The sequence below is a fragment of the Xanthobacter aminoxidans genome (assembly GCF_043193615.1).
Classification (GTDB): Bacteria; Pseudomonadota; Alphaproteobacteria; order Rhizobiales; family Xanthobacteraceae; genus Xanthobacter; species Xanthobacter aminoxidans.
Map to the genome: position 1 here is coordinate 679,269 of NZ_JBAFUS010000003.1, position 20,262 is coordinate 699,530.

Consider the following 20,262-nt stretch of genomic DNA (forward strand, 5'->3'; position numbering starts at 1 on the left):
ACCAGGCCGCGCGTGAGGCGCGCGAAGCCGGCGCCATCCTCACCGTCGATCTGTCCGCCATCGCCGACAACTGGCGCACCCTTGCCGCGCTCGCCGCCCCGGCCGAATGCGCGGCGGTGGTGAAGGCCAATGCCTACGGCCTCGGCATCGACCGCGTCGCCCCGGCCCTGTGGAAGGCGGGCGCCCGCACCTTCTTCGTCGCCCACTTCAAGGAAGCCCTCGAACTGCGCGCCCTGCTGCCCGAGGCGGTGATCTACGTGCTGAACGGCCTGTTGCCGGAGACCGCCGCCGACCATGCGGCGGCGCGCCTGCGGCCGGTGCTGGGCTCGGTGCCCGAGATCACCGAATGGAGCGACTTCTGCCGCGACCAGGGGGCTGACCTGCCCACCGCGCTCCATGTGGATACCGGCATGAACCGGCTCGGCCTCTCGGTGGACGAGGCGGTGCAGCTCGCCGGCACGCGCAGGATGCTCGGCTTCACGCCCAGCCTCGTCATGAGCCACCTCGCCTGCGCCGACACCCCCGGCCATGCGCTCACCGCCCGCCAGCGCGCGGTGTTCGCCGACGTGATCCGCCGCTTCCGGGGCGTGCCGGGCTCGCTGGCGAATTCCGCTGGCACCCTGCTGGGCCGCGATTTCCGCTTCGAGCTGGTGCGGCCGGGCATCTTCCTTTACGGCGGCGTCGCCATCACCGGCGTGCCGCCGCTGCGCCCCGTGGTGCGGCTGGAAGCGAAGATCATCCAGGTGTCGAGCGTCGCGGCCGGCGAGACCGTGGGCTATGGCGCCGCCGAGCGGCTGAAGCGGCCGAGCCGCCTCGCCACCGTCTCCATCGGCTATGCGGACGGGCTGTTCCGGGCCGCCGGCTCCTCCGACCTCGCCAAGGGGGTGGAGGCCGTGGTCGCCGGCCGGCGCTGCCATCTCGTGGGCCGCGTCTCCATGGACCTCGCCACCCTCGACATCACCGACCTGCCCGAGGGCGCGGTGCAGCGGGGCGACGTGGCGGTCTTCCTCGGCGACGGCATCAGCGTGGACGACCTCGCCGCCCGCTCCGGCACCATCGGCTACGAGGTGCTCACCTCGCTGGGCGCCCGCTACGCCCGCCGCTACATCGGCGGCTGAGGGGCGAAGGGCTGAGGGGCGAAGGGCTTGGGGGCGGCGGGCTTGGGGGCGGCGGGCTCCCGTGCGGCGGACATCTCCGCCGCATAGGTCTCCTCGAACCAGCCGATGCGCTTCTCGAAGGCGGGGCTCAGGCGCTGGTCCTCGGTGATCTGGCGGGCGACCTCCTGCTGGCCCTCGCACACCGCATTGTCCTCGGCCAGCACGCGGCGCGCATAGAAGGGCACGATGCGCGAAATCACCTTCTGCGCGAAGCGGTCGAAGACGCCGAGCAGCCCCGGCCGCGGCGGCGCGATGGGCCCCTCGATGAGCCAGCCCTCCAGCCGCGAGCGGTCATGGGCCAGCGGCGCATAGCGCAGCACCATCACCGCATAATAGGAGCGGCCGAGGAGATCGATGACGTGGAACTGGGACGCCCCGAAGGTGGGGAACAGGTTCACGATCAGATAGTCGCGGGCGCGGTAGGTGCCGGCCCGGCAATCGGCGAGCACGCCCCCCAGCGGATCGTCCCCCGGCTCGGTGGTATAGGCGCTGTGCCGGCCGAAGCGGGCATAGGTGACCTCCTTCGCCTTCAGATAGCCGTTGGCGCCGAAGGTGGAGGGGTGGACGGCGACGATGTGGTAATCGTCCAGCGTCACGTGGGTGAGGAACTTCCAGTTGGCCGGCACCTCGCCGCCGAAGCGGGTGAAGGTGCGCCCGGGCGGGCATAGCGCGGCGAGCATGGGCGCGGCATCGCCGAGGAAGTCTGCGAGGGATTCCCCCTCCGGATCGGGAAAGCGGCCGAACACGAGGCCGGCGAACGCCTCCACCTCGATGGGCTTCAGGTGCGCATTGAGCTGCTTCGGCAGGCAGCCATAGGCCTCGTCGCAGACCGGAATGCCCAGCGCCTGCCCCTCGGCATTGTAGCGCCAGTGGTGGAAGGCGCAGACCATGGCGCCCTTCCCGCTGCGCTCGCGGCGGATGGGGTGGAAGCGGTGGGCGCACACATTCTCGAAGCCGCGCAGCCGGTCGCCGAAACGCTGGATGAAGACCGAGCGCCCGCCGAGATCGGTGCGGAACCACTGACCATCCTGCGCCACCTCCCCGTCGAGGCAGAGGAAGGTCCACACCCGCCCCAGCGCCTGCTGCTCGGCGGTGAAGGCCGCGGGATCGGTGGCCGCGCGCACCCATTCGGCGGGCTGGCCGGCGGCCGGCGCGGGCCGGGCCGGCTCTTGCGGCGTGGGTGCGGAAGCAGGGCTGTCTCGGAACACGGGCGATCCCCTGACATGACGGAAAAGGGCAGCGCAGGCTGATTAGCAGAGGTGTTCCGTTCCCGCCATCTGGGGATGCGCCGCAGATGCCGCGCAACCCCGGAGGCGAAGCCTGGGGCCTTGACCGACCCACCGCGCGACCGATGGGGTATATAGAGAACATCGCCCGAGATTCGGGCCTCTCCTCCAGACCCGGCCGGCCTGCCCGCGCCGAGGGTGATCTTCATGGCCCGGCGCGACACGTCCTTCATCTGCCAGTCCTGCGGAGCGGTCTACACGCGCTGGCAGGGCAAGTGCGAGGCGTGCGGCGGCTGGAACACCATTTCCGAGGAAGTCGCGGTCGCCGCCAGCGTGCCGGCGGCGCAGCGCTCCGGCCGCAAGGGCCGCGCGGTGGTGCTGGAAAAGCTGGAGGGCACGGCCAAGCCCGCCCCGCGCCTCGTCTCCGGCATCGGCGAATTGGACAGGGTGGCGGGCGGCGGCTTTGTGCCCGGCTCCATCCTGCTCATCGGCGGCGATCCCGGCATCGGCAAGTCCACTCTGCTGGTGCAGGCCTCCGCGGCCCTGGCGCAGCGCGGGCAGCGCGTCGTCTACGTCTCCGGCGAGGAGGCGGTGGATCAGGTGCGCCTACGCGCCCAGCGGCTGGGGCTGGAAAAGGCGGACGTGGGCCTCGCCGCCGAGACCAATGCGGAGAACATCATCGCCACCTTGTCGGGCGGCCCGCCCGTTCACATGGTCGTGATCGATTCCATCCAGACCATGTGGTCGGACAGCGTGGAGAGCGCGCCGGGAACGGTGACGCAGGTGCGCACCTCGGCCCAGCTGCTGGTGCGCTACGCCAAGCAGACGGGGGCCTGCGTCATCCTCGTCGGTCATGTCACCAAGGACGGGCAGATCGCCGGCCCGCGCGTGGTGGAGCACATGGTGGATGCCGTGTTCTCCTTCGAGGGCGACGGCGGCCACCAGTTCCGCATCCTGCGCGCGCAGAAGAACCGCTTCGGCCCCACCGACGAGATCGGCGTGTTCGAGATGACGGGGCGCGGCCTCTCCGAAGTGGCGAACCCCTCGGAACTCTTCCTCTCCAACCGCGACGCCGGGGCGCCGGGCACCGCGGTGTTCGCCGGCATGGAGGGCACGCGCCCGGTGCTGGTGGAGATTCAGGCGCTGGTCGCCCCCTCCTCTCTCGGCACCCCGCGCCGGGCGGTGGTGGGGTGGGACCCCAACCGCCTCTCCATGGTGCTGGCGGTGCTGGATGCGCGCTGCGGCGTGCGGCTCGGCGGACACGACGTCTATCTCAACGTGGCGGGCGGGCTGAAGATCGGCGAGCCGGCGGCCGACCTCGCGGTGGCCGCCGCCCTCGTCTCCTCGCTGACCGGCGCGCCCCTGCCGGCGGATGCGGTGCATTTCGGCGAGGCGAGCCTGACGGGGGCTGTGCGGCCGGTGTCGCAGGCGCAGGCGCGGCTGAAGGAGGCGGCGAAGCTCGGCTTCGCCAGCGCCGTCATCCCCTCCGGCGGCCTCGACGGGCTGGACCCGCCGGTCACGGTCCGGCCGGTTTCCTCCCTGGCGGAGCTGGTGGCGGGCATCGCGGCCAGCGCCCCCCGCCGGGCGCGGGACGAAGGCCCGCGCGAGACGCGCAACGCTGCCCCGCGCGAGACGCGGGGCTCGAACGACCGCAATCCCCCGCAAAGGGCCGTCCAGCATGCGGATTGGGGCGACGACGAGGAAAGGTGACGCGGGCGGGCGCGCAAGCTATATCAGCCCCGCGGCTGGGCTCTCCGGGGGTGGGCGGGTCGCGCGCATGCGCGTCTGGCGGTGCGCCCATCACGGATCGATGCGCCGATGCCCATAACCTTGCTCGACATTATCGTTCTCTCTGTGATGCTGATTTCCGGCATCCTGGCGATGGTGCGCGGCTTTCTGCGGGAAGTCTTCTCCATCCTGTCCTGGGCTGTCGCGGCCGGCGTCACCGTCTATTTCTACAAGTCCGCTTTGCCTGTGGTGAAGCAATACATCTCGCAGGACTCGGCCGCTCTTGCGGTGACGGTGGCGTTGCTGTTCCTCGGCACGCTGCTCATTGCCTCCATCGTCACCGCGCGCATCTCGGACCTGGTGCTCGACAGCCGAATCGGCGCCCTCGACCGCACGCTGGGCTTCGCCTTCGGCCTCGCCCGTGGCCTGCTGCTGATGGTAATCGCGCTCTTGTTCTTCAACTGGCTGGTGCCGCCGGAGAAGCAGCCCCCGTGGGTCGCCAACGCAAAATCGCTCCCCGCCATCACGAAAGCGGGGGAGTGGCTGAAGGCGCAGTTGCCGGATGACCCTGAAAACACCATTTTGAACAAGTTGAAGAAGCCGCCCGCCGCTGAGGAGGGCGACACGCCTGCCGCCCCGGCCGCCCCGACGGGGGGACAGCGGTAGGTTTCTTTTTGGGGGCAGCAACTGACCGGCCGGCCGGCCGGGACATCCACGCGGGGGCGCTGAGCCTTCCGCGCTATGGGTGTTCCCGCTCCGACCTCCCGGCGCAAGCTCGCACGGCGCTGCCTGACCGGCCCGCGCGGAGGGTGCATGATGGACTTGGGATGTGACGGGCCGATCTCAGTGGCCGGCGGAGACTCCTTCCGCACGGATGGCGAACCCCTCGCGGGCGGTCGCGCCGATCTCGATCTCGACCTGAACGGCGATCGCCTCCGCGAGGAATGCGGCGTCTTCGGCATCTACAATCACCCCGAGGCCGCGGCCATCACCGCCATCGGCCTCCACGCCCTCCAGCATCGCGGACAGGAAGCCGCCGGCATCGTTTCCTATGACGGCCGCCGCTTCCATTCCGAGCGCCGCCTCGGCCTCGTGGGCGACGCCTTCTCCGACGCCGGCGTCATCGCCCGCCTGCCCGGCGACGCGGCCGTGGGCCACGTGCGCTACTCCACCACCGGCGAGACCCTGCTGCGCAACGTGCAGCCCCTGTTCGCCGAGCTGGACGCGGGCGGCTTCGCCGTGGGCCACAACGGCAACCTCACCAACGGCCTCACCCTGCGCCGCCAGCTGGTGCGCGAAGGCGCCATCACCCAGTCCACCACGGACACCGAGGTGATCCTCCATCTCGTGGCACGCTCCCGCAAGCCGCGCTTCATCGACCGCTTCATCGACGCCATCCGGGCGCTGGAAGGCGCCTATTCGCTGGTGGCGCTCACCAACAAGAAGCTCATCGGCGCCCGCGACCCCCTCGGCATCCGCCCGCTGGTGCTCGGCTCGCTGGACGGCTCCCCCATCCTCGCCTCCGAAACCTGTGCCCTCGACATCATCGGCGCGCGCTATGTGCGCGACATCGAGAACGGCGAGGTCATCGTGATCGACGAGGAGGGCGTGCAGTCCTTCAAGCCGTTCCCGGAGATGGCGGCGCGGCCCTGCATCTTCGAGTACATCTATTTCGCCCGGCCGGATTCCGTGGTGGGCGGACGCTCCGTCTATCAGGTGCGCAAGAACATGGGCCGCGTGCTGGCCACCGAAAGCCCGGCCCATGCGGACGTGATCGTCCCGGTGCCGGATTCCGGCGTGCCGGCGGCCATCGGCTTCTCCCAGACCTCGGGCATCCCCTACGAGCTGGGCATCATCCGCAACCATTACGTCGGCCGCACCTTCATCCAGCCCACCCAGTCCATCCGCGACCAGGGCGTGCGCATGAAGCATTCCGCCAACCGTTCGGTGGTGGAGGGCAAGAGCATCGTCCTCGTGGACGACAGCCTCGTGCGCGGCACCACCTCGGTGAAGATCGTACAGATGATGCGCGATGCCGGCGCCAAGGAGGTGCATTTCCGCATCGCCTCGCCGCCCATCACCCACCCGGACTATTACGGCATCGACACGCCGGACCGGGACAAGCTGCTCGCCGCCACCCACGATCTGGAAGGCATGCGCCGCTACATCGGCGCGGATTCGCTGGCTTTCCTCTCGGTGGATGGCGTCTACCGCGCCATGGGCTTCGAGGGCCGCGACCCGGTGAAGCCGCAGTTCACCGACCACTGCTTCACCGGCGATTATCCCACCCCGCTGACCGACCGCGTCGGCGCGGTGGCCCAGCAGCAGCTCTCGCTGCTCGCCGAAGCGAGCTGAGGGGAACACCCCTCAGCCTTGCGGCGTCTCCGGCGCGGCGGCATAAAGCTGCCGCAACGGAAGGAAACGCGCCATGGTGGAAATGAACTGCTGGCAGCGCGGCCGGCTCATCGATCACATCCAGCTCGTCGTCCGCGACCTTGAGGCCGCGCGCCGGTTCTACGGCGCCGTTCTGGAGGTGCTCTGCGTGCCCATCATGGATGCCGAAGACTTCTTCTTCGCCGACGAGCTGTGCGTGAGCGTGGGCGAGCCCCTCACCGGCCGCGCCCACATCGCCTTCCAGGCTCAGGACCGCGAGACCGTGCAGCGCTTCTACGATGCTGCCCTCGCCGCCGGCGGCACGGACAACGGGGCGCCGGGGCTGCGCCCCTATCACGCGGACTATTACGCCGCCTTCGTGCTCGACCCCGATGGCAACAACATCGAGGCGGTGTATCACGGACCGGCCGAGCGCTCCGCGCCCTCGGTGGAGATCCGGGCCGCGGGCTGAACCCGCGCCCCCAAGGAAGAGGACATCCGACCGTGACCGACCGGCCGCTTGCCGAAAAGATCGCCCTCGTCACCGGCGCCACGCGCGGCATCGGCGCCGCCACCGCGGTGGCGCTGGCGAAAGCCGGTGCGCATGTGGTGTGCGTCGGCCGCTCGGAAGGCGGGTTGCAGGAGGTGGATGACGCCATCCGCGCGGTGGGCGGCAGCGCCACGCTGGTGCCGCTGAACCTCAAGGATTCCGACGGCATCGACCGCCTCGGCGGCGCGCTTTACGAGCGCTACGGGCGGCTCGACATCTATGTGGCCAATGCCGGCGTGCTCGGCCCGCTTTCCCCGCTCGGCCACGTCTTCCCCAAGGACTGGGAAGACACGGTGGCGGTGAACCTCACCGCCAACTGGCGCTGCGTGCGCTCCTTCGATCCGCTGCTGAAGCTCTCCCCGGCCGGCCGGGCGGTCGTGGTCACCTCCGGCGCGGCGAGCAAGGCGCGCGCCTATTGGGGGCCCTACGCCATCACCAAGGCGGGCCTTGAGGTGATGGCCCGCACCTGGGCGGACGAGAGCGTCTCCGGCAATTTGAAGGTCAACCTCTTCAACCCCGGCCCCATCCGCACCCTGATGCGCGCCAAGGCCTTCCCCGGCGAAGACCCGTCCAGCCTGCCGGCGCCGGAAGAGGCGGCCGAGGCCATCCTGCCTTTGTGCCTGCCCACCTTCATGGAAACCGGCAAGCTCTACGACTTCCCGCAGAAGAAGCTGCTCAGCTTCCAGATGCCGGCGTAGGGGGCTGGAGGGGGCGATGCCTGTAAACTCAACCGCCGTCATGGCCGGGCTTGTCCCGGCCACCCACGTCGGGCCGACAGAATAACCCTCGAAAAGCCATTCCCGGCCGAACCACGTGGATGGCCGGGACAAGCCCGGCCACGACGATTGCACCCGGGATTCCTGCCGCCCGACCCAACCATGGATCGCCCCGCCATGACAGCTTGCGCCTCCCCTCTCCCCTCGCGGGAGAGGGGCCGGGGGTGAGGGGGGCTGCTTCCGTCTTCAAGGCGTTGGGACGAAGGGCGCGACACCCCTCACCCCAGCCCTCTCCCGCAAGGGGAGAGGGAGCAAGACGGCTCACGCCGCCGCCAGCTCTCCCGCCAGCGCCTTGCGGATCAGTTCGCGCGTCTCGGCCACCCCATAGATGGCGACGAAGGAGCCGAAGCGGGGGCCGCGTTCCAGGCCGAGCAGCACCTGATAGAGCGTGTTGAACCACTCCACCGAGACGCCCGGCCGCTCGGGCGTGGCGCCCTTGGCCTTGAGGTCCTGGTAGCGCGGAATGGGGCGGGCCACGTCGTAGAGCACGGTCTGGATGTCGTCCGCGCTGGCGCCCGCCGGCAGCGCCGCGAGCGCCGCGTCGAGCTTTTCGAGGGCGTCGCGCTCCACCGCGTCGGGGGTGCGGAAGACCTTGTTGGGCTTCACGAAGTCATGGAAGTAGCGCACCGCATAGCCCACCAGCTCGTGCAGCTTGGGGTGCGTCTGGTCCGACACGCCGGGCACGTGGCGCTTCAGGAAGCCCCACAGCACGCTCTCGTCCTCCGTGTTGGAGGCGGAGGCCAGGTTGAGGAGCATGGTGAAGCTCACCGGCATGTCCACATCCGGCGGGTTGCCGGCATGGATGTGATAGACCGGATTGCCGAAGCGCAGCTTCCAGTCCTGCTGCGCATAGCGGGCGAGGAAGTTGAAATACTCGTCCACCGCCTTCGGGATCACGTCGAAGTGCAGCTTCTTCGCCGAGCGGGGCGACTGGAACATGTAGAGCGCGAGGCTCTCCGGGCTCGCATAGGTCAGCCACTCGTCGATGGTGAGCCCGTTGCCCTTGGACTTGGAGATCTTCTGGCCCTTCTCGTCCAGGAACAGTTCATAGACGAAATGCTCCGGCGCGGTGCCGCCGAGGATCTGGCAGATCTTGTCGTAGATCGGCGCGTTGGTCTGGTGGTCCTTGCCGAACATCTCGAAATCGACGTCGAGCGCCGCCCAGCGGGCGCCGAAATCCGGCTTCCATTGCAGCTTCACCTTGCCGCCGGTGACGGGGAGGGTCAGCTCGGTGCCGTCCTCGTCGTCGAAGGTGATGGTGCCGGCCTTGGCGTCCACATTCTTCAGCGGCACGTAGAGCACGCGCCCCGAGGTGGGCGAGATGGGCAGGAAGGGCGAATAGGTGGCCTGCCGCTCCTCGCCGAGGGTGGGCAGCATGACGGCCATGATCTCGTCGTACTTCTCGGCGGCCTTCAGCAGCACCGCGTCCAGCTTACCGGAGAAGTAGTATTCGGTGGCGCTGGCGAATTCGTAGTCGAAGCCGAAGGTGTCGAGGAAGCGCCGGAGCATGGCGTTGTTGTGCGCGCCGAAGCTCGGATAGTCGCCGCCGAACGGGTTCGGCACCTTGGTGAGCGGCATCTGGAGGTAAGGCACGAGCGCGGCCGGGTCCGGCACGTTCTCGGGGATCTTGCGCATCCCGTCCATGTCGTCGGAGAAGCACAGGAGGCGCGTCTTCACCTTGTCTTCGGTGAGGATGCGGAAGGCGTGGCGCACCATGGTGGTGCGCGCCACCTCGCCGAAGGTGCCGATGTGCGGCAGGCCCGAGGGTCCGTAGCCGGTCTCGAACAGCACCTCGTCCTTGGGCCGCTTCTTCAGCCGCTCCACCAGCTTGCGCGCTTCCTCGAACGGCCAGGCGGTGGCCGTTTCCGCGACCGCCTTCAGCTCGGCGGCGAGCTGGGTGGGATCGACGGCGGCGGGCGAGGCTTCGGACGAGGACATGACAGGCTCCGGAAAAGGAGCGCGAACTTAGGAATGCAGCCGCCCGGCGTCAACGCGAAGGCGTGTGGCGGGCTCCCCCGCTCTTGCGTTGACGGCGGGCGGCAAACGCCTATGCTGCACCCGCGTTCCAGCTGCCCCGGCGAAAAGGGCGGAGGGAACGCAAGACATCGGACGATCCCTGCGGGAGAGACCGGCACCCTTGAGTTGAGGTGTGCCGGCGCCGAAGGCGCAACCGCCCCGGAACCGCTCAGGCACCAAGGGCCGCAGGGGGACGAAACTCTGGAAAGCAGCCGTGCTGCGCCTTGAAGGGCGCGGCTGGGCTCACCGAAGGAGTAAGCCGTGCCCTTCCACGAGGCGCGGTGAAATCTCTCAGGTCGGCAGACAGAGGGGGCGCCGCGCGGGCCGCGCAGGACCACCGGAAACGGGGTTCGGCAGGCCCGGAAATTGGCGCTGTTCGTCCCGGAGCCTCCATTGGCATCGTCCCCCGATTCGCATTCCCCCTCCGAGCCTCTGCTCGAAACCCCGCTCGCCGCCGCCCATGGCGCGCTCGGCGCGCGCATGGTCCCGTTCGCGGGCTACCTCATGCCGGTCCAGTATCCCGAGGGCATCCTCGCGGAGCACAATTGGACCCGCACCCATGCCGGCCTGTTCGACGTCTCCCACATGGGACAGGCGCTCCTCGTCGGACCGGACCACGAGACCACCGCGCGGGCGCTGGAAGCCCTCGCCCCGGCGGATTTCGTCGCCCTCGCCCCCGGCAGGCAGCGCTATTCGCAGCTGACGGCCGATGACGGCGGCATCCGCGACGACTTCATGGCCACCCGCCCGGCGGACCCTGACGCCGACGGCACGCTGATCCTCGTGGTCAACGCCGCTTGCAAGGGCGATGACTTCGTCCACATCGAAGCCCACCTCCCCGACAGCGTGAAGTTGGTGCAGCGCCCCGAGCGGGCGCTCGTCGCCCTGCAAGGCCCCGAGGCCGCGGCGGTGATGGCGCGCCATTGCCCCGAGTCGGCGGACCTCGACTTTATGACCGCCTTGCCCCTGTCCTTCGACGGCGTGCCGGTGGAGGTCTCCCGCTCCGGCTATACCGGCGAGGACGGCTATGAGATCTCCGTCGCCGCCGAGGATGCCCCTGCGCTGTGGGCGGCTCTGCTGGCCGAGCCGGAGGTGAAGGCCATCGGCCTCGGCGCCCGCGACAGCCTCAGGCTGGAAGCCGGGCTCTGCCTCTATGGCCACGACATCGATCTTACGACCTCGCCCATCGAGGCGGCCCTTGTCTGGTCCATCCAGAAGCGGCGGCGGCTCGAGGGCGGCTTTCCCGGCGCGGAGCGTGTCCAGCGCGAGCTTAAGGACGGCCCCGCCCGCGTGCGCGTCGGCCTGAAGCTGGAGGGCCGCGCACCGGCCCGCGAGGGCGCGGAGATCGCGGCCGAGGGCGCGGTCGTCGGCCGCGTCACCTCGGGCGGCTTCGCCCCGACGCTGCAGGCGCCCATCGCTATGGGCTATGTGCCGCCCGCGCTCGCCGCGCCCGGCACCCGCCTCGACATATTGGTGCGCGGCAAGGCCCTGCCGGCCGTCGTCACCGCTCTTCCCTTCGTACCCACGCGCTATGCGCGCAAGCAGAAAACCGGGGGCTGACCATGACCGTGCGCTACACCAAGGACCACGAATACGTCCGCATCGACGGCGACGTGGCGGTGGTCGGCATCTCCGACTACGCCCAGGGCCAGCTCGGCGACGTGGTGTTCGTGGAACTGCCCGAGATCGGCAAGGACGTCACCCGCGGCAAGGAAGCCGCCGTGGTGGAGAGCGTGAAGGCCGCCAGCGAGGTCTATGCCCCCATCTCCGGCGAGGTGGTGGAGGTGAATTCCGAGCTGGAAGGCGCGCCCGGCCTCGTCAACGAGGATGCCGAGGGCAAGGGCTGGTTCCTGAAGCTCAAGGTGACGAAGCCCGACGAGCTGTCCGAGCTGATGGACGAGGCCGCCTACAAGGCCTTCCTCGACACCCTCTGATCGCGCCGGGAGGCGGACACCATGAGCGACGACACCCCCATTGCCACCGTCCGCTGGGAGCGCGGCGACGCCGTTTTCACGGACGGCCGCTATCCCCGCGCGCACCAATGGATGTTCGACGGGCTGACCGTGCCCGGCTCGTCCTCGCCCGCGGTGGTCCGCCTGCCCTTGTCGAAGGCCGATGCGGTGGACCCGGAGGAGGCGCTCGCCGCCTCCCTGTCCGCCTGCCACATGCTGTTCGTGCTGGATTTCGCCCGCCGGGGCGGCTTCTGCATCGACGTCTACGAGGACAAGGTGATGGCCGCGTTCGGCAAGACCGAGCGGGGCAAGACCTGGATTTCCCGCATCGCGCTCAACCCCGCCATCGTCTTCTCCGGCGAGAAGACGCCGACGGACGAGGACGTGACGGCGCTCCACGACAAGGCCCACGAGGAATGCTTCGTGGCCAATTCCCTGCGCTCGGAGGTGGTCATCACCCCGAGCTTCACCATCGCCTGAAACGGGATCAGCGGCATCATGCGCTATCTTCCCCTCACCGCCGATGACCGCGCCGAGATGCTGGCACGCATCGGCGTTCCCTCGGTGGACGATCTGTTCGCCGACATTCCCGCCGCCCAGCGCGCGCATGAGCTGCCGCGCCTGCCGCTCCACAAGAGCGAGATGGAGGTGGAGCGCGCGCTCTCCCGGCTCGCGGCGAAGAATGTGCCGGCCGGGTCGGTGCCCTTCTTCGTCGGTGCCGGGGCCTATCGCCATCATGTGCCGGCGAGCGTGGACCACCTGATCCAGCGCTCGGAATTCCTCACCTCCTACACGCCGTACCAGCCGGAGATCGCGCAGGGCACCCTGCAATATCTCTTCGAGTTCCAGACACAGGTGGCCGAGCTGACCGGCATGGAGGTGGCCAACGCCTCCATGTATGACGGCTCCACCGCCGCCGCCGAGGCGGTGCTGATGGCCCATCGCGTCACCAAGCGCCGCAAGGCGCTTTTGGCCGGCAACCTGCACCCGCACTATCGCGCGACCATCGAGACCGTCTCGCGCTATGCGGCGGACGAGGTGGTGGCGCTGGTGCCGGTGCCCACGGGCGGGGAAGACATCATCGCCGCCATCGATGCCGGCTGCTCCTGCGTGGTGGTGCAGTCGCCGGACGTGTTCGGCAACATCGTGGACCTGAAGCCCATCGCGGAAGCCGCCCACAAGGCCGGCGCCCTGCTCGTCGCCGTGTTCACCGAGGCGGTCAGCCTCGGCCTCATCGAGCCGCCGGGGGCGCAGGGCGCCGACATCGTGGCGGGCGAAGGCCAGTCCATCGGCAACGCGCTGAATTTCGGCGGCCCCTATGTGGGCCTGTTCGCCACGCGGCAGAAGTTCGTGCGGCAGATGCCCGGGCGCCTTGCCGGCGAGACGGTGGATGCGGAGGGCCGGCGCGGCTTCGTGCTCACCCTCTCCACCCGCGAGCAGCACATCCGCCGGGAGAAGGCGACCTCCAACATCTGCACCAATTCGGGCCTGTGCGCGCTGGCCTTCACCATCCACATGAGCCTGCTCGGCAAGACCGGGCTCACGCGGCTGGCCCGGGCCAACCACGCGGCGGCCTGCGATCTCGCCGACCGGCTCGCCGCCGTGCCGGGGGTGAGCGTGCTCAACGACACCTTCTTCAACGAATTCACCCTGCGCGTGCCGGGCAAGGCTTTGGGCGTGGTGGAGAAGCTCGCCGCCAAAGGCATCCTCGGCGGCCTCCCCTATTCCCGCCTCGCGCCGAAATCCGGCCTCGACGACTTGATCCTCGTCGCCGCCACCGAGACGACCACCGAGGACGATCGCGCCGCCTATGCCGCGGCCCTCAAGGAGGTGCTGTGATGAACCGCGAAGGCCGTGGCGCAACGACGCCGCACATCGTCGGGGGCACCATCGCTGGCCCCGTCACCTTCACCGGCAACCGGGGCCTCGACCTTGAGGAAGGGCTGATCTTCGAGATCGGCCGCACCGAGGTGACGGGCGTGGATATCCCCGAGCCCGCCCCGTTCAAGGATCGCCTCGGCGGCCACGCGCGCACCGCGCCGCTGGAGCTGCCCGGCCTCTCCGAGCCCGAGGCCATGCGCCATTACGTGCGCCTCTCGCGCATGAACTATGGCATCGACAGCGGCCTGTTCCCGCTGGGCTCCTGCACCATGAAGCACAACCCGCGCCTCAACGAGAAGATGGCGCGGCTGCCCGGCTTTGCCGACATCCACCCGCTCCAGCCCCTCTCCACCGTGAAGGGCGCGCTGGAGCTGATGGCGGAGCTGTCTCGCTATCTGCTCGAACTCACCGGCATGAAGGCGGTGGCGCTCACCCCCAAGGCGGGCGCGCACGGGGAGCTGTGCGGCATGATGGCCATCAAGGCCGCCCATGCGGCACGCGGCGAGGCGCAGCGCAACGTGGTGCTGGTGCCGGAGAGCGCCCACGGCACCAACCCCGCCACCGCCGCCCTCATCGGCTATGAGGTGCGCTCCATCCCCGCCCGCGCCGACGGCACGGTGGACCCGGAGGCGGTGAAGGCCGCGCTGGGGCCGGAAGTGGCCGCCCTCATGCTCACCAATCCCAACACCTGCGGCCTGTTCGAGCGGGACGTGGTGGCCATCGCCGAGGCGGTGCATGGGGCCGGGGCCTATTTCTATTCGGACGGCGCCAATTTCAACGCCATCCTCGGCAAGGTGCGCATCGCCGACCTCGGGGTCGATGCCATGCACATCAATCTGCACAAGACCTTCTCCACCCCCCACGGCGGCGGCGGGCCGGGCGCGGGGCCGGTGGTGCTCTCGCAAGCCCTCGCCCCCTTCGCCCCGGTGCCGGCGCTGATCGCCACGGCGGATGGGCTGGTGCTGGTGGAGGACCAGGGTGCGGACGGGGCCGAGCAGGCCCTCGGCCGCATGAGCGCCTTCCACGGCCAGATGGGCATGTTCGTGCGGGCGCTGAGCTGGATGCTCTCCCATGGGGCGGACGGGATGCGGCAGGCCTCCGAGGATGCCGTCCTCTCGGCCAACTATGTCCGCGCCTGCCTGATGGACGTGATGAGCGCCCCTTTCGCCGAACGCCCGGCCATGCACGAGGCCCTGTTCGACGACACCTGGCTGGCGGACACCGGCATCTCCACCCTGGACGTGGCCAAGGCGCTGATCGACGAGGGGTACCACCCCATGACGGTCTACTTCCCGCTGGTGGTCCACGGGGCGATGCTGATCGAGCCGACCGAGAGCGAATCGAAGGCCTCCCTCGACCTCTTCCTCGGCGCCCTGCGCGACCTCGCCATGGCGGCCAAAACGGGGGACAAGGCGCGCTTCCTCGGCGCGCCCCATTATGCCCCCCGCCGTCGTCTGGACGAGACCCGCGCCGCCCGCGCGCCGGTTTTGCGGTGGGTTCGGCCTGAACCGCTCCCGAACGCCGCCGAATAGGTGGGGTGAACGCATCTGACAGGGTGGTGTGAACCACCCTTTCGTCCGTGCCGGGAGGGGGTATGCTCAGGCCATGTTCTCCCCCCTCCCCCTCCTGCGCCGCATGCGCCACGGCATGACTCTCGGTGTCCGGGTACTGGCCACCGACCCGGCCGGACGGCTCCTTTTGGTCCGACATACTTATGTGTCCGGCTGGCATTTTCCCGGCGGCGGGGTGGATCTGGGCGAGACCGCCGAACAGGCGGCCCGGCGCGAACTGCGCGAGGAAGCCAATGTGGAGGCCGAGGGGCCTCTGACGATTTCCGGCTGTTATTTCAACCCCTTGGTGGGTGGGCGCGACCACGTTGTGCTGTACCGGACGGCGGCTCTGGTGATCGGTCCCCGGCCCGAGCGGAACCTCGAAATCGTCGCCGCCGACTTCTTCCCGCCCGACGACCTGCCCTCCGACACCAGCCCCGCCACCCTGCGCCGCATCGCCGAATGGCAGGGTGCGCCCCCCTCCGACCGCTGGTGAGGCGCCCTGTCACGGGCGATTGACCGGCGCGGATTGGATAAATACCGCCGCCCGCGCTATCGTGGCGGCTGACGTTTCATCCCAACCGGCGCGCCATGTCCGTCACCCTGCCCCAGGAAACCGAGGTTTCGCAACGGCTTGCACCGCACGCCGAGGGCGCGGCCGCGTCTGGACTTGGTCTGGGCCGCGCCGGTGTCATCGGCCTCGGCGTGGCCTTGGCCATGCTCTGTGCGGGCGGGCTGGCGCTGTGGGCGCGCTACGGCGCGGCCGTGTTCTTCGATCTCCTGAGCGCCGGCTTTTCCGGCTGCCTCTGAGGCTTCCCCGACCGCCCCCAAGGCCTTGAAAACATGTCGCCACGCACGAAGATCATTGCCCTTTTCTCGGCCTTCGCCGCCGGCGCCCTCATCCTCGTCACCGCCGTTACCCTGTTCCTGCCGGAGCCGCCGCCGAAGGTGACGGGACAGGCGGCGGTTGGCGGGCCCTTCAGCCTCACCGACCAGAACGGGCAGCCGATCACCGAGGCTGCCCTCAAGGGCAAGCCAACGCTCATCTTTTTCGGCTTCACCCACTGCCCGGACGTGTGCCCGACCGCCCTGTTCGAGATGTCGGAAATCTTCAACGCGCTGGGGCCGGACGCGAGCAAGGCGCAGGCCTTCTTCGTCTCGGTGGACCCCGAGCGGGACACGCCGGATGTGCTCAAATCCTACGTTTCGAGCTTCTCGTCGCAGATCGTCGGACTGTCGGGCACACCGGAGGCCACCGAGCAGATCAAGCGGGAGTTCCGCGTCTATTCCCGCAAGGTCCCGCTGAAGGACGGCGACTACACCATGGACCACACCGCCGTGGTCTATCTCATGGACAAGAATGGCAATTTCGTCGCCCCGTTCAACTCCAAACGCCCTCCGGCCGAGGCTGCGGCGGAGCTGAAGCGCTACTTCTGAGCCCCCCGCCGCCGCCGCGATGGGCGGCGCCGTGCTCGGTCTTCTGCCAGTGGTACGGCCTGCGGATCAGTTCGATCACCGCCCGCCACGCCGCAACCGACAGCAGCAGCCAGTAGAAGGGGATGCCGATGATCGTCCGCCAGCCCGGCCTCATGCCCCGCCGGGCGAGCCCGACGGTCATGGTCGCGGCCGCGCCAGCGTAGCCGGCAATGAGGGTGGTGTAGGTAAGCGCGCTCGTCACCACCTCCGCCATGTGGGTGCACGGCAGCCCGGCGACGCCGCGGACGATATCGGCGATGAACAGGGCAAGGCACAGCGGATGCACCAGCGCCGCCGCATAAGGCCCGGCCGTGAGCAGCACCAGCGCGAGCGTACCGCCCGGACCGAGATCACGCACCAGCGCCCGCGGCCGGCGGCCGTGCACCAGCAGGGTCTGCGCCCAGCCCTTCAGCCAGCGGGTGCGCTGGCCGATCCAGGCGCGCCGCGTGACGGGCGCCTCCTCGAAGGTGGTGGAGGAAATGACCCGTGTCTGCCAGCCGGCGCGGGCGAGACGGATGCCGAGGTCGGCGTCCTCGGTGACGTTGTAGGGGTCCCATCCTCCCACCTGATCGAGCACGCGGCGGCGGAAATGGTTCGAGGTGCCGCCGAGCGGAATGGGCAGGCCGAGGGCGCTGAGCGCTGGCAGCAGCACATCGAACTGGCCTGCGTATTCGGCGGCGAACTGGGCCGAGATCCAGCTGTCGCCGCCATTGTCGATGCACAGCCGCGCCTGCACGCAACCCACTTTTGCCCCGCCTGCATGGAAGGCGGCGACGGCCCGGCGCAGTTGATCGGGCTCCGGCAGATCCTCGGCGTCATAGATCGCGACGATGCTGCCGCGGGCGAAGGGCAACGCTGCTTCCAGCGCCTTGGGCTTGGTCCGCGGCCCGACCGGCGCGATCACTACCTCGGCCATGTGCGGCGGCAACTCGAGCGCGGCGATGGCAGCGCGCGTGGCATGGTCGTCCGCTTCGACCACGAGCTTGATGTCGAGCTTCTCGGGGGGATAGTCGAGCGCCGAGAGGGCGGCGACCAGCAGCGGCAGGCTCGCCGTCTCGTGATAGAGCGGCACCAGGAGGGAATAGACCGGCAGAGACCGCGCATCGAGGGCCGGCAGCGGCTCCTCGGGTGGCACATAGAGGCAGCCGGCAAGTCGCAGGGCGATCCACGCCAGGAAGACGAGCGAAAGAGCCGCCTGAACGGCGAGAAAGCCCATTTCCGGCGCCAGTGCCAGCAGCAGCGCGATCGGCAGGCCGATGGCGGCGGCCGCGAGCCCGACGATGCGGCCGGGCCGCAGTGTCGACGCCGATTTGAGCGGATCGGACAGGACGAGACGTGCCGTCGCGGCGGCGGCGAAGCTGGGCGCGCAAACCGCGTCGACGCGCCGGGCGAGCGCCGCCGGGCTGATCAATTCCACGCGCGAGGCAAGACCCGCATCCCGCTTCAGCCCCCGTCGAAGCCGCCGGACGATGCGGCCACGCGCCGCCATCACGAAGCGTGGTCGCCCACTGCCGGTCCCCAGCATGAGGGTGCCTGTACGCAGCACGGCCTCCGCCATCGCCGGGTCGTCTGGCAGGTTCGCCAGGTTTGGCGCCCCAACGGGAAGACCGAGATCGCGGGCAAGGAGACGCGTGGCGGTTTCGTCATCAAGTGCACCTGAGGCGACCAGCACCTCGTCGACACCGACCCCGACGAGTCCGGCTCGCACGGCAGCTGCATGCAGTTCGTCGGCATCCACATGATCGCGATAGGGACGAAGCTCGGAGGCCAGAACGGTGCGCGGGAGGGATGCCGACAGCGGGACGGCAGCGGCCGCATCATCCTGAGCGCGGACCCGCTCGCGCCCAAGGTCGCGATGGTCCTCGCCCGCGTCATGGCTTACATGGCTTCGCCCCTTGCGGGCGGCACCGGCATCCCCCACCATGCCCCGACCCTCATGCAACCCTAGGGTAAGCTTGCCGCAATGCTTCCACCAGCCTCTTTCCTGAGCATCCGTGCGGGCCGCCGCACGCCCACGCTTCAGGCCGGCCTCAAAGCTCTGGTTCTGGCCACGGTGGCGTTGATGGCAGGAGCCGCGGGGGCCCAGCAGCCGCCGGCGGGACAGGTGAAGCCGGCGCAGGGCGGCCCCCCGCCTCTGGTGGAACGGGCCGACAAGATCGCCATCACGCCGGTGGTCGTGCCGAATTTCTGGAACGTGGAGCGTCGGCTCGAGCGCCCCGATGCGGCCAAGCTCCCGAAGGAGCTGCGCTTCGTCACGACGGACGATTACCCGCCCTTCAACTTCATCAATTCCACTGGGGCTCTTTCCGGCTTCAACATCGATCTGGCGCGGGCGATCTGCGCAGAACTTTCCGTCACCTGCAGCTTCCAGACTGCGGCGTTCGCCAATGTGGCGGACGTGGTGGACCAGGGCCGGGCGGAAGCGGCCATCGCCGGCCTCGTCGCAACCCCGGCCTCCCGGGCGACGCTGGATTTCTCCGAGCGTTACCTCGGCACGCCGGCGCGCTTCGTGGGCCGCAGCCAGGAGACGCTGGCGAAAGCGACGCCCGAAGAGGTGGCTTCCAAGAAGGTGGCCGTGGTGAGCCGAACCGCGCACGAAGCCTATCTCCGCTCCTTCTTCAACGAGGCCGCCATCCGCCCCTACCCCGACCTCAAGGCGGCGCAGGAGGCGCTGAAGGCCGGGCAGGTGGACCTTCTGTTCGGCGACGGCATCACCCTCGCGCTCTGGCTGAACGGCACCGACAGCGCCGGCTGCTGTCGCTTTGTCGGCGGCCCCTTCACCGAAAGCCGCTTCTTCGGAGACGGCTTTTCCGTGGCTGTGAAGGACGGCAACGATACCCTGCGCCACGCCATCGACTTCGCCCTCCAGCGCATCTGGGAGAACGGCGTCTATACCGACCTCTATCTGCGCTGGTTCCCGGTCGGCTTCTACTGACTCGCGCCATCGGAAATGCCGGGCCGGCGCTCAAGAGCCGCCGGGCGGCTGGCCGGCGATGAGCCGTGCCGTGCGTTCGATCGCGGGCGCATCGTCGGCGAGGCGATCGGTCAAGAGGTGCAGCCAGTTGAAGCCGATATAGAGGCCGAGGAGGTCGTCGATTTCCGACGCACGGATCTCACCGCGGTCCGCTGCGCGCTCGAACATGTGGCGCAGGTCGCGGAGCCGGTCGGGCAGGAACTTGTCGCGCAGCGCCGAAAGGGCAGCCTCGGTCGTCTGGGCTTCGGCGATGAGTGCCCGGAAGATGCTGCCTGAGGCCGTGTCCCGCCAGAACCCCCACAAGGCGCGGGTATAGGCGAGAAGATCGCTCCAGAGAGCGCCGGTATCGGGCAAGGCCATGTGGCTCGCCTTCTCCGCCGCGTAGACGTCGATCAGCAGGTCTGCCTTAGTCGCCCACCAGCGATAGATGGTCGGTTTGCCGGCCCCGGCGCGCCGCGCCACCTCCTCGATTGAAAAGCCGGCATAGCCGCGTTCCGCGAGCAGCGCGCGCGCCGCCGTCAGAATGGCCGCCTCCGCATCCGGATTGCGCCGTGCGCCGATAGATGAGCGCCGACGATCGGCATGGCTGGTTTCGGGCATCTG

Annotated in this window: 19 protein-coding genes and 1 riboswitch; of the genes, 15 read left to right on the forward strand and 4 right to left on the reverse strand. The window is 69.4% G+C overall.

Annotation, left to right across the window (positions count from 1 at the left end; translation table 11 throughout):
* Positions 1-35 precede the first annotated feature (35 nt).
* Positions 36-1,118, forward strand: a complete 1,083-nt coding sequence (gene alr, locus V5F74_RS18320) for an alanine racemase (RefSeq protein ID WP_394009667.1) — start codon at positions 36-38, stop codon at positions 1,116-1,118.
* On the opposite strand, the gene V5F74_RS18325 is transcribed toward alr, so the two are convergent.
* Entirely contained in the window at positions 1,103-2,365 is a 1,263-nt protein-coding gene (locus V5F74_RS18325) for an aromatic ring-hydroxylating oxygenase subunit alpha (RefSeq protein WP_394009618.1), read from the reverse strand. The two genes, alr and V5F74_RS18325, sit on opposite strands and share 16 nt — an antisense overlap.
* A gap of 225 nt (positions 2,366-2,590) precedes the next feature.
* On the opposite strand from V5F74_RS18325, the gene radA reads away from it, so the two are divergent.
* The 5 genes from radA (at position 2,591) to V5F74_RS18350 (ending at position 7,732) form a co-directional block, all read left to right on the forward strand.
* A complete protein-coding gene (gene radA, locus V5F74_RS18330) occupies positions 2,591-4,093 on the forward strand; it encodes a DNA repair protein RadA (RefSeq protein ID WP_394009619.1) in 1,503 nt (500 codons plus the stop codon).
* A 108-nt stretch (positions 4,094-4,201) separates the two neighbouring features.
* Positions 4,202-4,777, forward strand: a complete 576-nt coding sequence (locus tag V5F74_RS18335; RefSeq protein ID WP_024277148.1) for a CvpA family protein — start codon at positions 4,202-4,204, stop codon at positions 4,775-4,777.
* Between the two features lie 147 nt (positions 4,778-4,924).
* Positions 4,925-6,466, forward strand: a complete 1,542-nt coding sequence (gene purF, locus V5F74_RS18340) for an amidophosphoribosyltransferase (RefSeq protein ID WP_394009620.1) — start codon at positions 4,925-4,927, stop codon at positions 6,464-6,466.
* 73 nt (positions 6,467-6,539) lie between these two features.
* Positions 6,540-6,956 carry a VOC family protein gene (locus V5F74_RS18345; RefSeq protein ID WP_394009621.1) on the forward strand — a complete coding sequence of 139 codons (417 nt, stop codon included), beginning with the start codon at positions 6,540-6,542 and terminating at the stop codon, positions 6,954-6,956.
* Positions 6,957-6,988: 32 nt separating this feature from the next.
* A complete protein-coding gene (locus V5F74_RS18350; RefSeq protein ID WP_029556761.1) occupies positions 6,989-7,732 on the forward strand; it encodes an SDR family NAD(P)-dependent oxidoreductase in 744 nt (247 codons plus the stop codon).
* A gap of 339 nt (positions 7,733-8,071) precedes the next feature.
* Here V5F74_RS18350 and V5F74_RS18355 read toward each other — a convergent pair whose 3' ends face one another.
* On the reverse strand, positions 8,072-9,748 hold the full coding sequence (locus V5F74_RS18355; protein ID WP_394009622.1) for a lysine--tRNA ligase: 1,677 nt from the start codon (positions 9,746-9,748) through the stop codon (positions 8,072-8,074).
* A 171-nt stretch (positions 9,749-9,919) separates the two neighbouring features.
* Positions 9,920-10,022, forward strand: a riboswitch (glycine riboswitch).
* A 197-nt stretch (positions 10,023-10,219) separates the two neighbouring features.
* On the opposite strand from V5F74_RS18355, the gene gcvT reads away from it, so the two are divergent.
* From gcvT to V5F74_RS18395, 8 genes are all read left to right on the forward strand, one after another.
* Positions 10,220-11,386, forward strand: coding sequence for a glycine cleavage system aminomethyltransferase GcvT (gene gcvT, locus V5F74_RS18360; RefSeq protein WP_394009623.1), 1,167 nt, complete (start codon positions 10,220-10,222; stop codon positions 11,384-11,386).
* A 2-nt stretch (positions 11,387-11,388) separates the two neighbouring features.
* Positions 11,389-11,760 (forward strand): glycine cleavage system protein GcvH, encoded by a 372-nt coding sequence (gene gcvH, locus V5F74_RS18365; protein ID WP_394009624.1) that lies wholly within the window; start codon positions 11,389-11,391, stop codon positions 11,758-11,760.
* Positions 11,761-11,781: 21 nt separating this feature from the next.
* On the forward strand, positions 11,782-12,258 hold the full coding sequence (locus tag V5F74_RS18370; protein WP_394009625.1) for an OsmC family protein: 477 nt from the start codon (positions 11,782-11,784) through the stop codon (positions 12,256-12,258).
* Positions 12,259-12,276: 18 nt separating this feature from the next.
* On the forward strand, positions 12,277-13,617 hold the full coding sequence (gene gcvPA / locus V5F74_RS18375) for an aminomethyl-transferring glycine dehydrogenase subunit GcvPA (RefSeq protein ID WP_394009626.1): 1,341 nt from the start codon (positions 12,277-12,279) through the stop codon (positions 13,615-13,617).
* Positions 13,617-15,191 (forward strand): aminomethyl-transferring glycine dehydrogenase subunit GcvPB, encoded by a 1,575-nt coding sequence (gene gcvPB, locus V5F74_RS18380; RefSeq protein ID WP_394009627.1) that lies wholly within the window; start codon positions 13,617-13,619, stop codon positions 15,189-15,191. The genes gcvPA and gcvPB overlap by 1 nt, the downstream gene beginning before the upstream one ends.
* A gap of 73 nt (positions 15,192-15,264) precedes the next feature.
* Positions 15,265-15,705 (forward strand): NUDIX domain-containing protein, encoded by a 441-nt coding sequence (locus tag V5F74_RS18385; RefSeq protein ID WP_374250834.1) that lies wholly within the window; start codon positions 15,265-15,267, stop codon positions 15,703-15,705.
* 95 nt (positions 15,706-15,800) lie between these two features.
* Positions 15,801-16,019, forward strand: coding sequence for a hypothetical protein (locus V5F74_RS18390; RefSeq protein ID WP_394009628.1), 219 nt, complete (start codon positions 15,801-15,803; stop codon positions 16,017-16,019).
* Between the two features lie 33 nt (positions 16,020-16,052).
* A complete protein-coding gene (locus V5F74_RS18395; protein WP_394009629.1) occupies positions 16,053-16,646 on the forward strand; it encodes an SCO family protein in 594 nt (197 codons plus the stop codon).
* Here V5F74_RS18395 and V5F74_RS18400 read toward each other — a convergent pair.
* Positions 16,591-18,609 carry a glycosyltransferase gene (locus tag V5F74_RS18400; RefSeq protein ID WP_394009630.1) on the reverse strand — a complete coding sequence of 673 codons (2,019 nt, stop codon included), beginning with the start codon at positions 18,607-18,609 and terminating at the stop codon, positions 16,591-16,593. The genes V5F74_RS18395 and V5F74_RS18400 overlap by 56 nt on opposite strands.
* A 138-nt stretch (positions 18,610-18,747) precedes the next feature.
* Here V5F74_RS18400 and V5F74_RS18405 point away from each other — a divergent pair, with 138 nt between their 5' ends.
* Positions 18,748-19,620, forward strand: a complete 873-nt coding sequence (locus V5F74_RS18405) for a transporter substrate-binding domain-containing protein (RefSeq protein WP_394009631.1) — start codon at positions 18,748-18,750, stop codon at positions 19,618-19,620.
* A 30-nt stretch (positions 19,621-19,650) separates the two neighbouring features.
* Here V5F74_RS18405 and V5F74_RS18410 read toward each other — a convergent pair whose 3' ends face one another.
* Positions 19,651-20,259, reverse strand: coding sequence for a TetR/AcrR family transcriptional regulator (locus V5F74_RS18410; protein ID WP_038192938.1), 609 nt, complete (start codon positions 20,257-20,259; stop codon positions 19,651-19,653).
* Between the last annotated feature and the right edge of the window lie 3 nt (positions 20,260-20,262).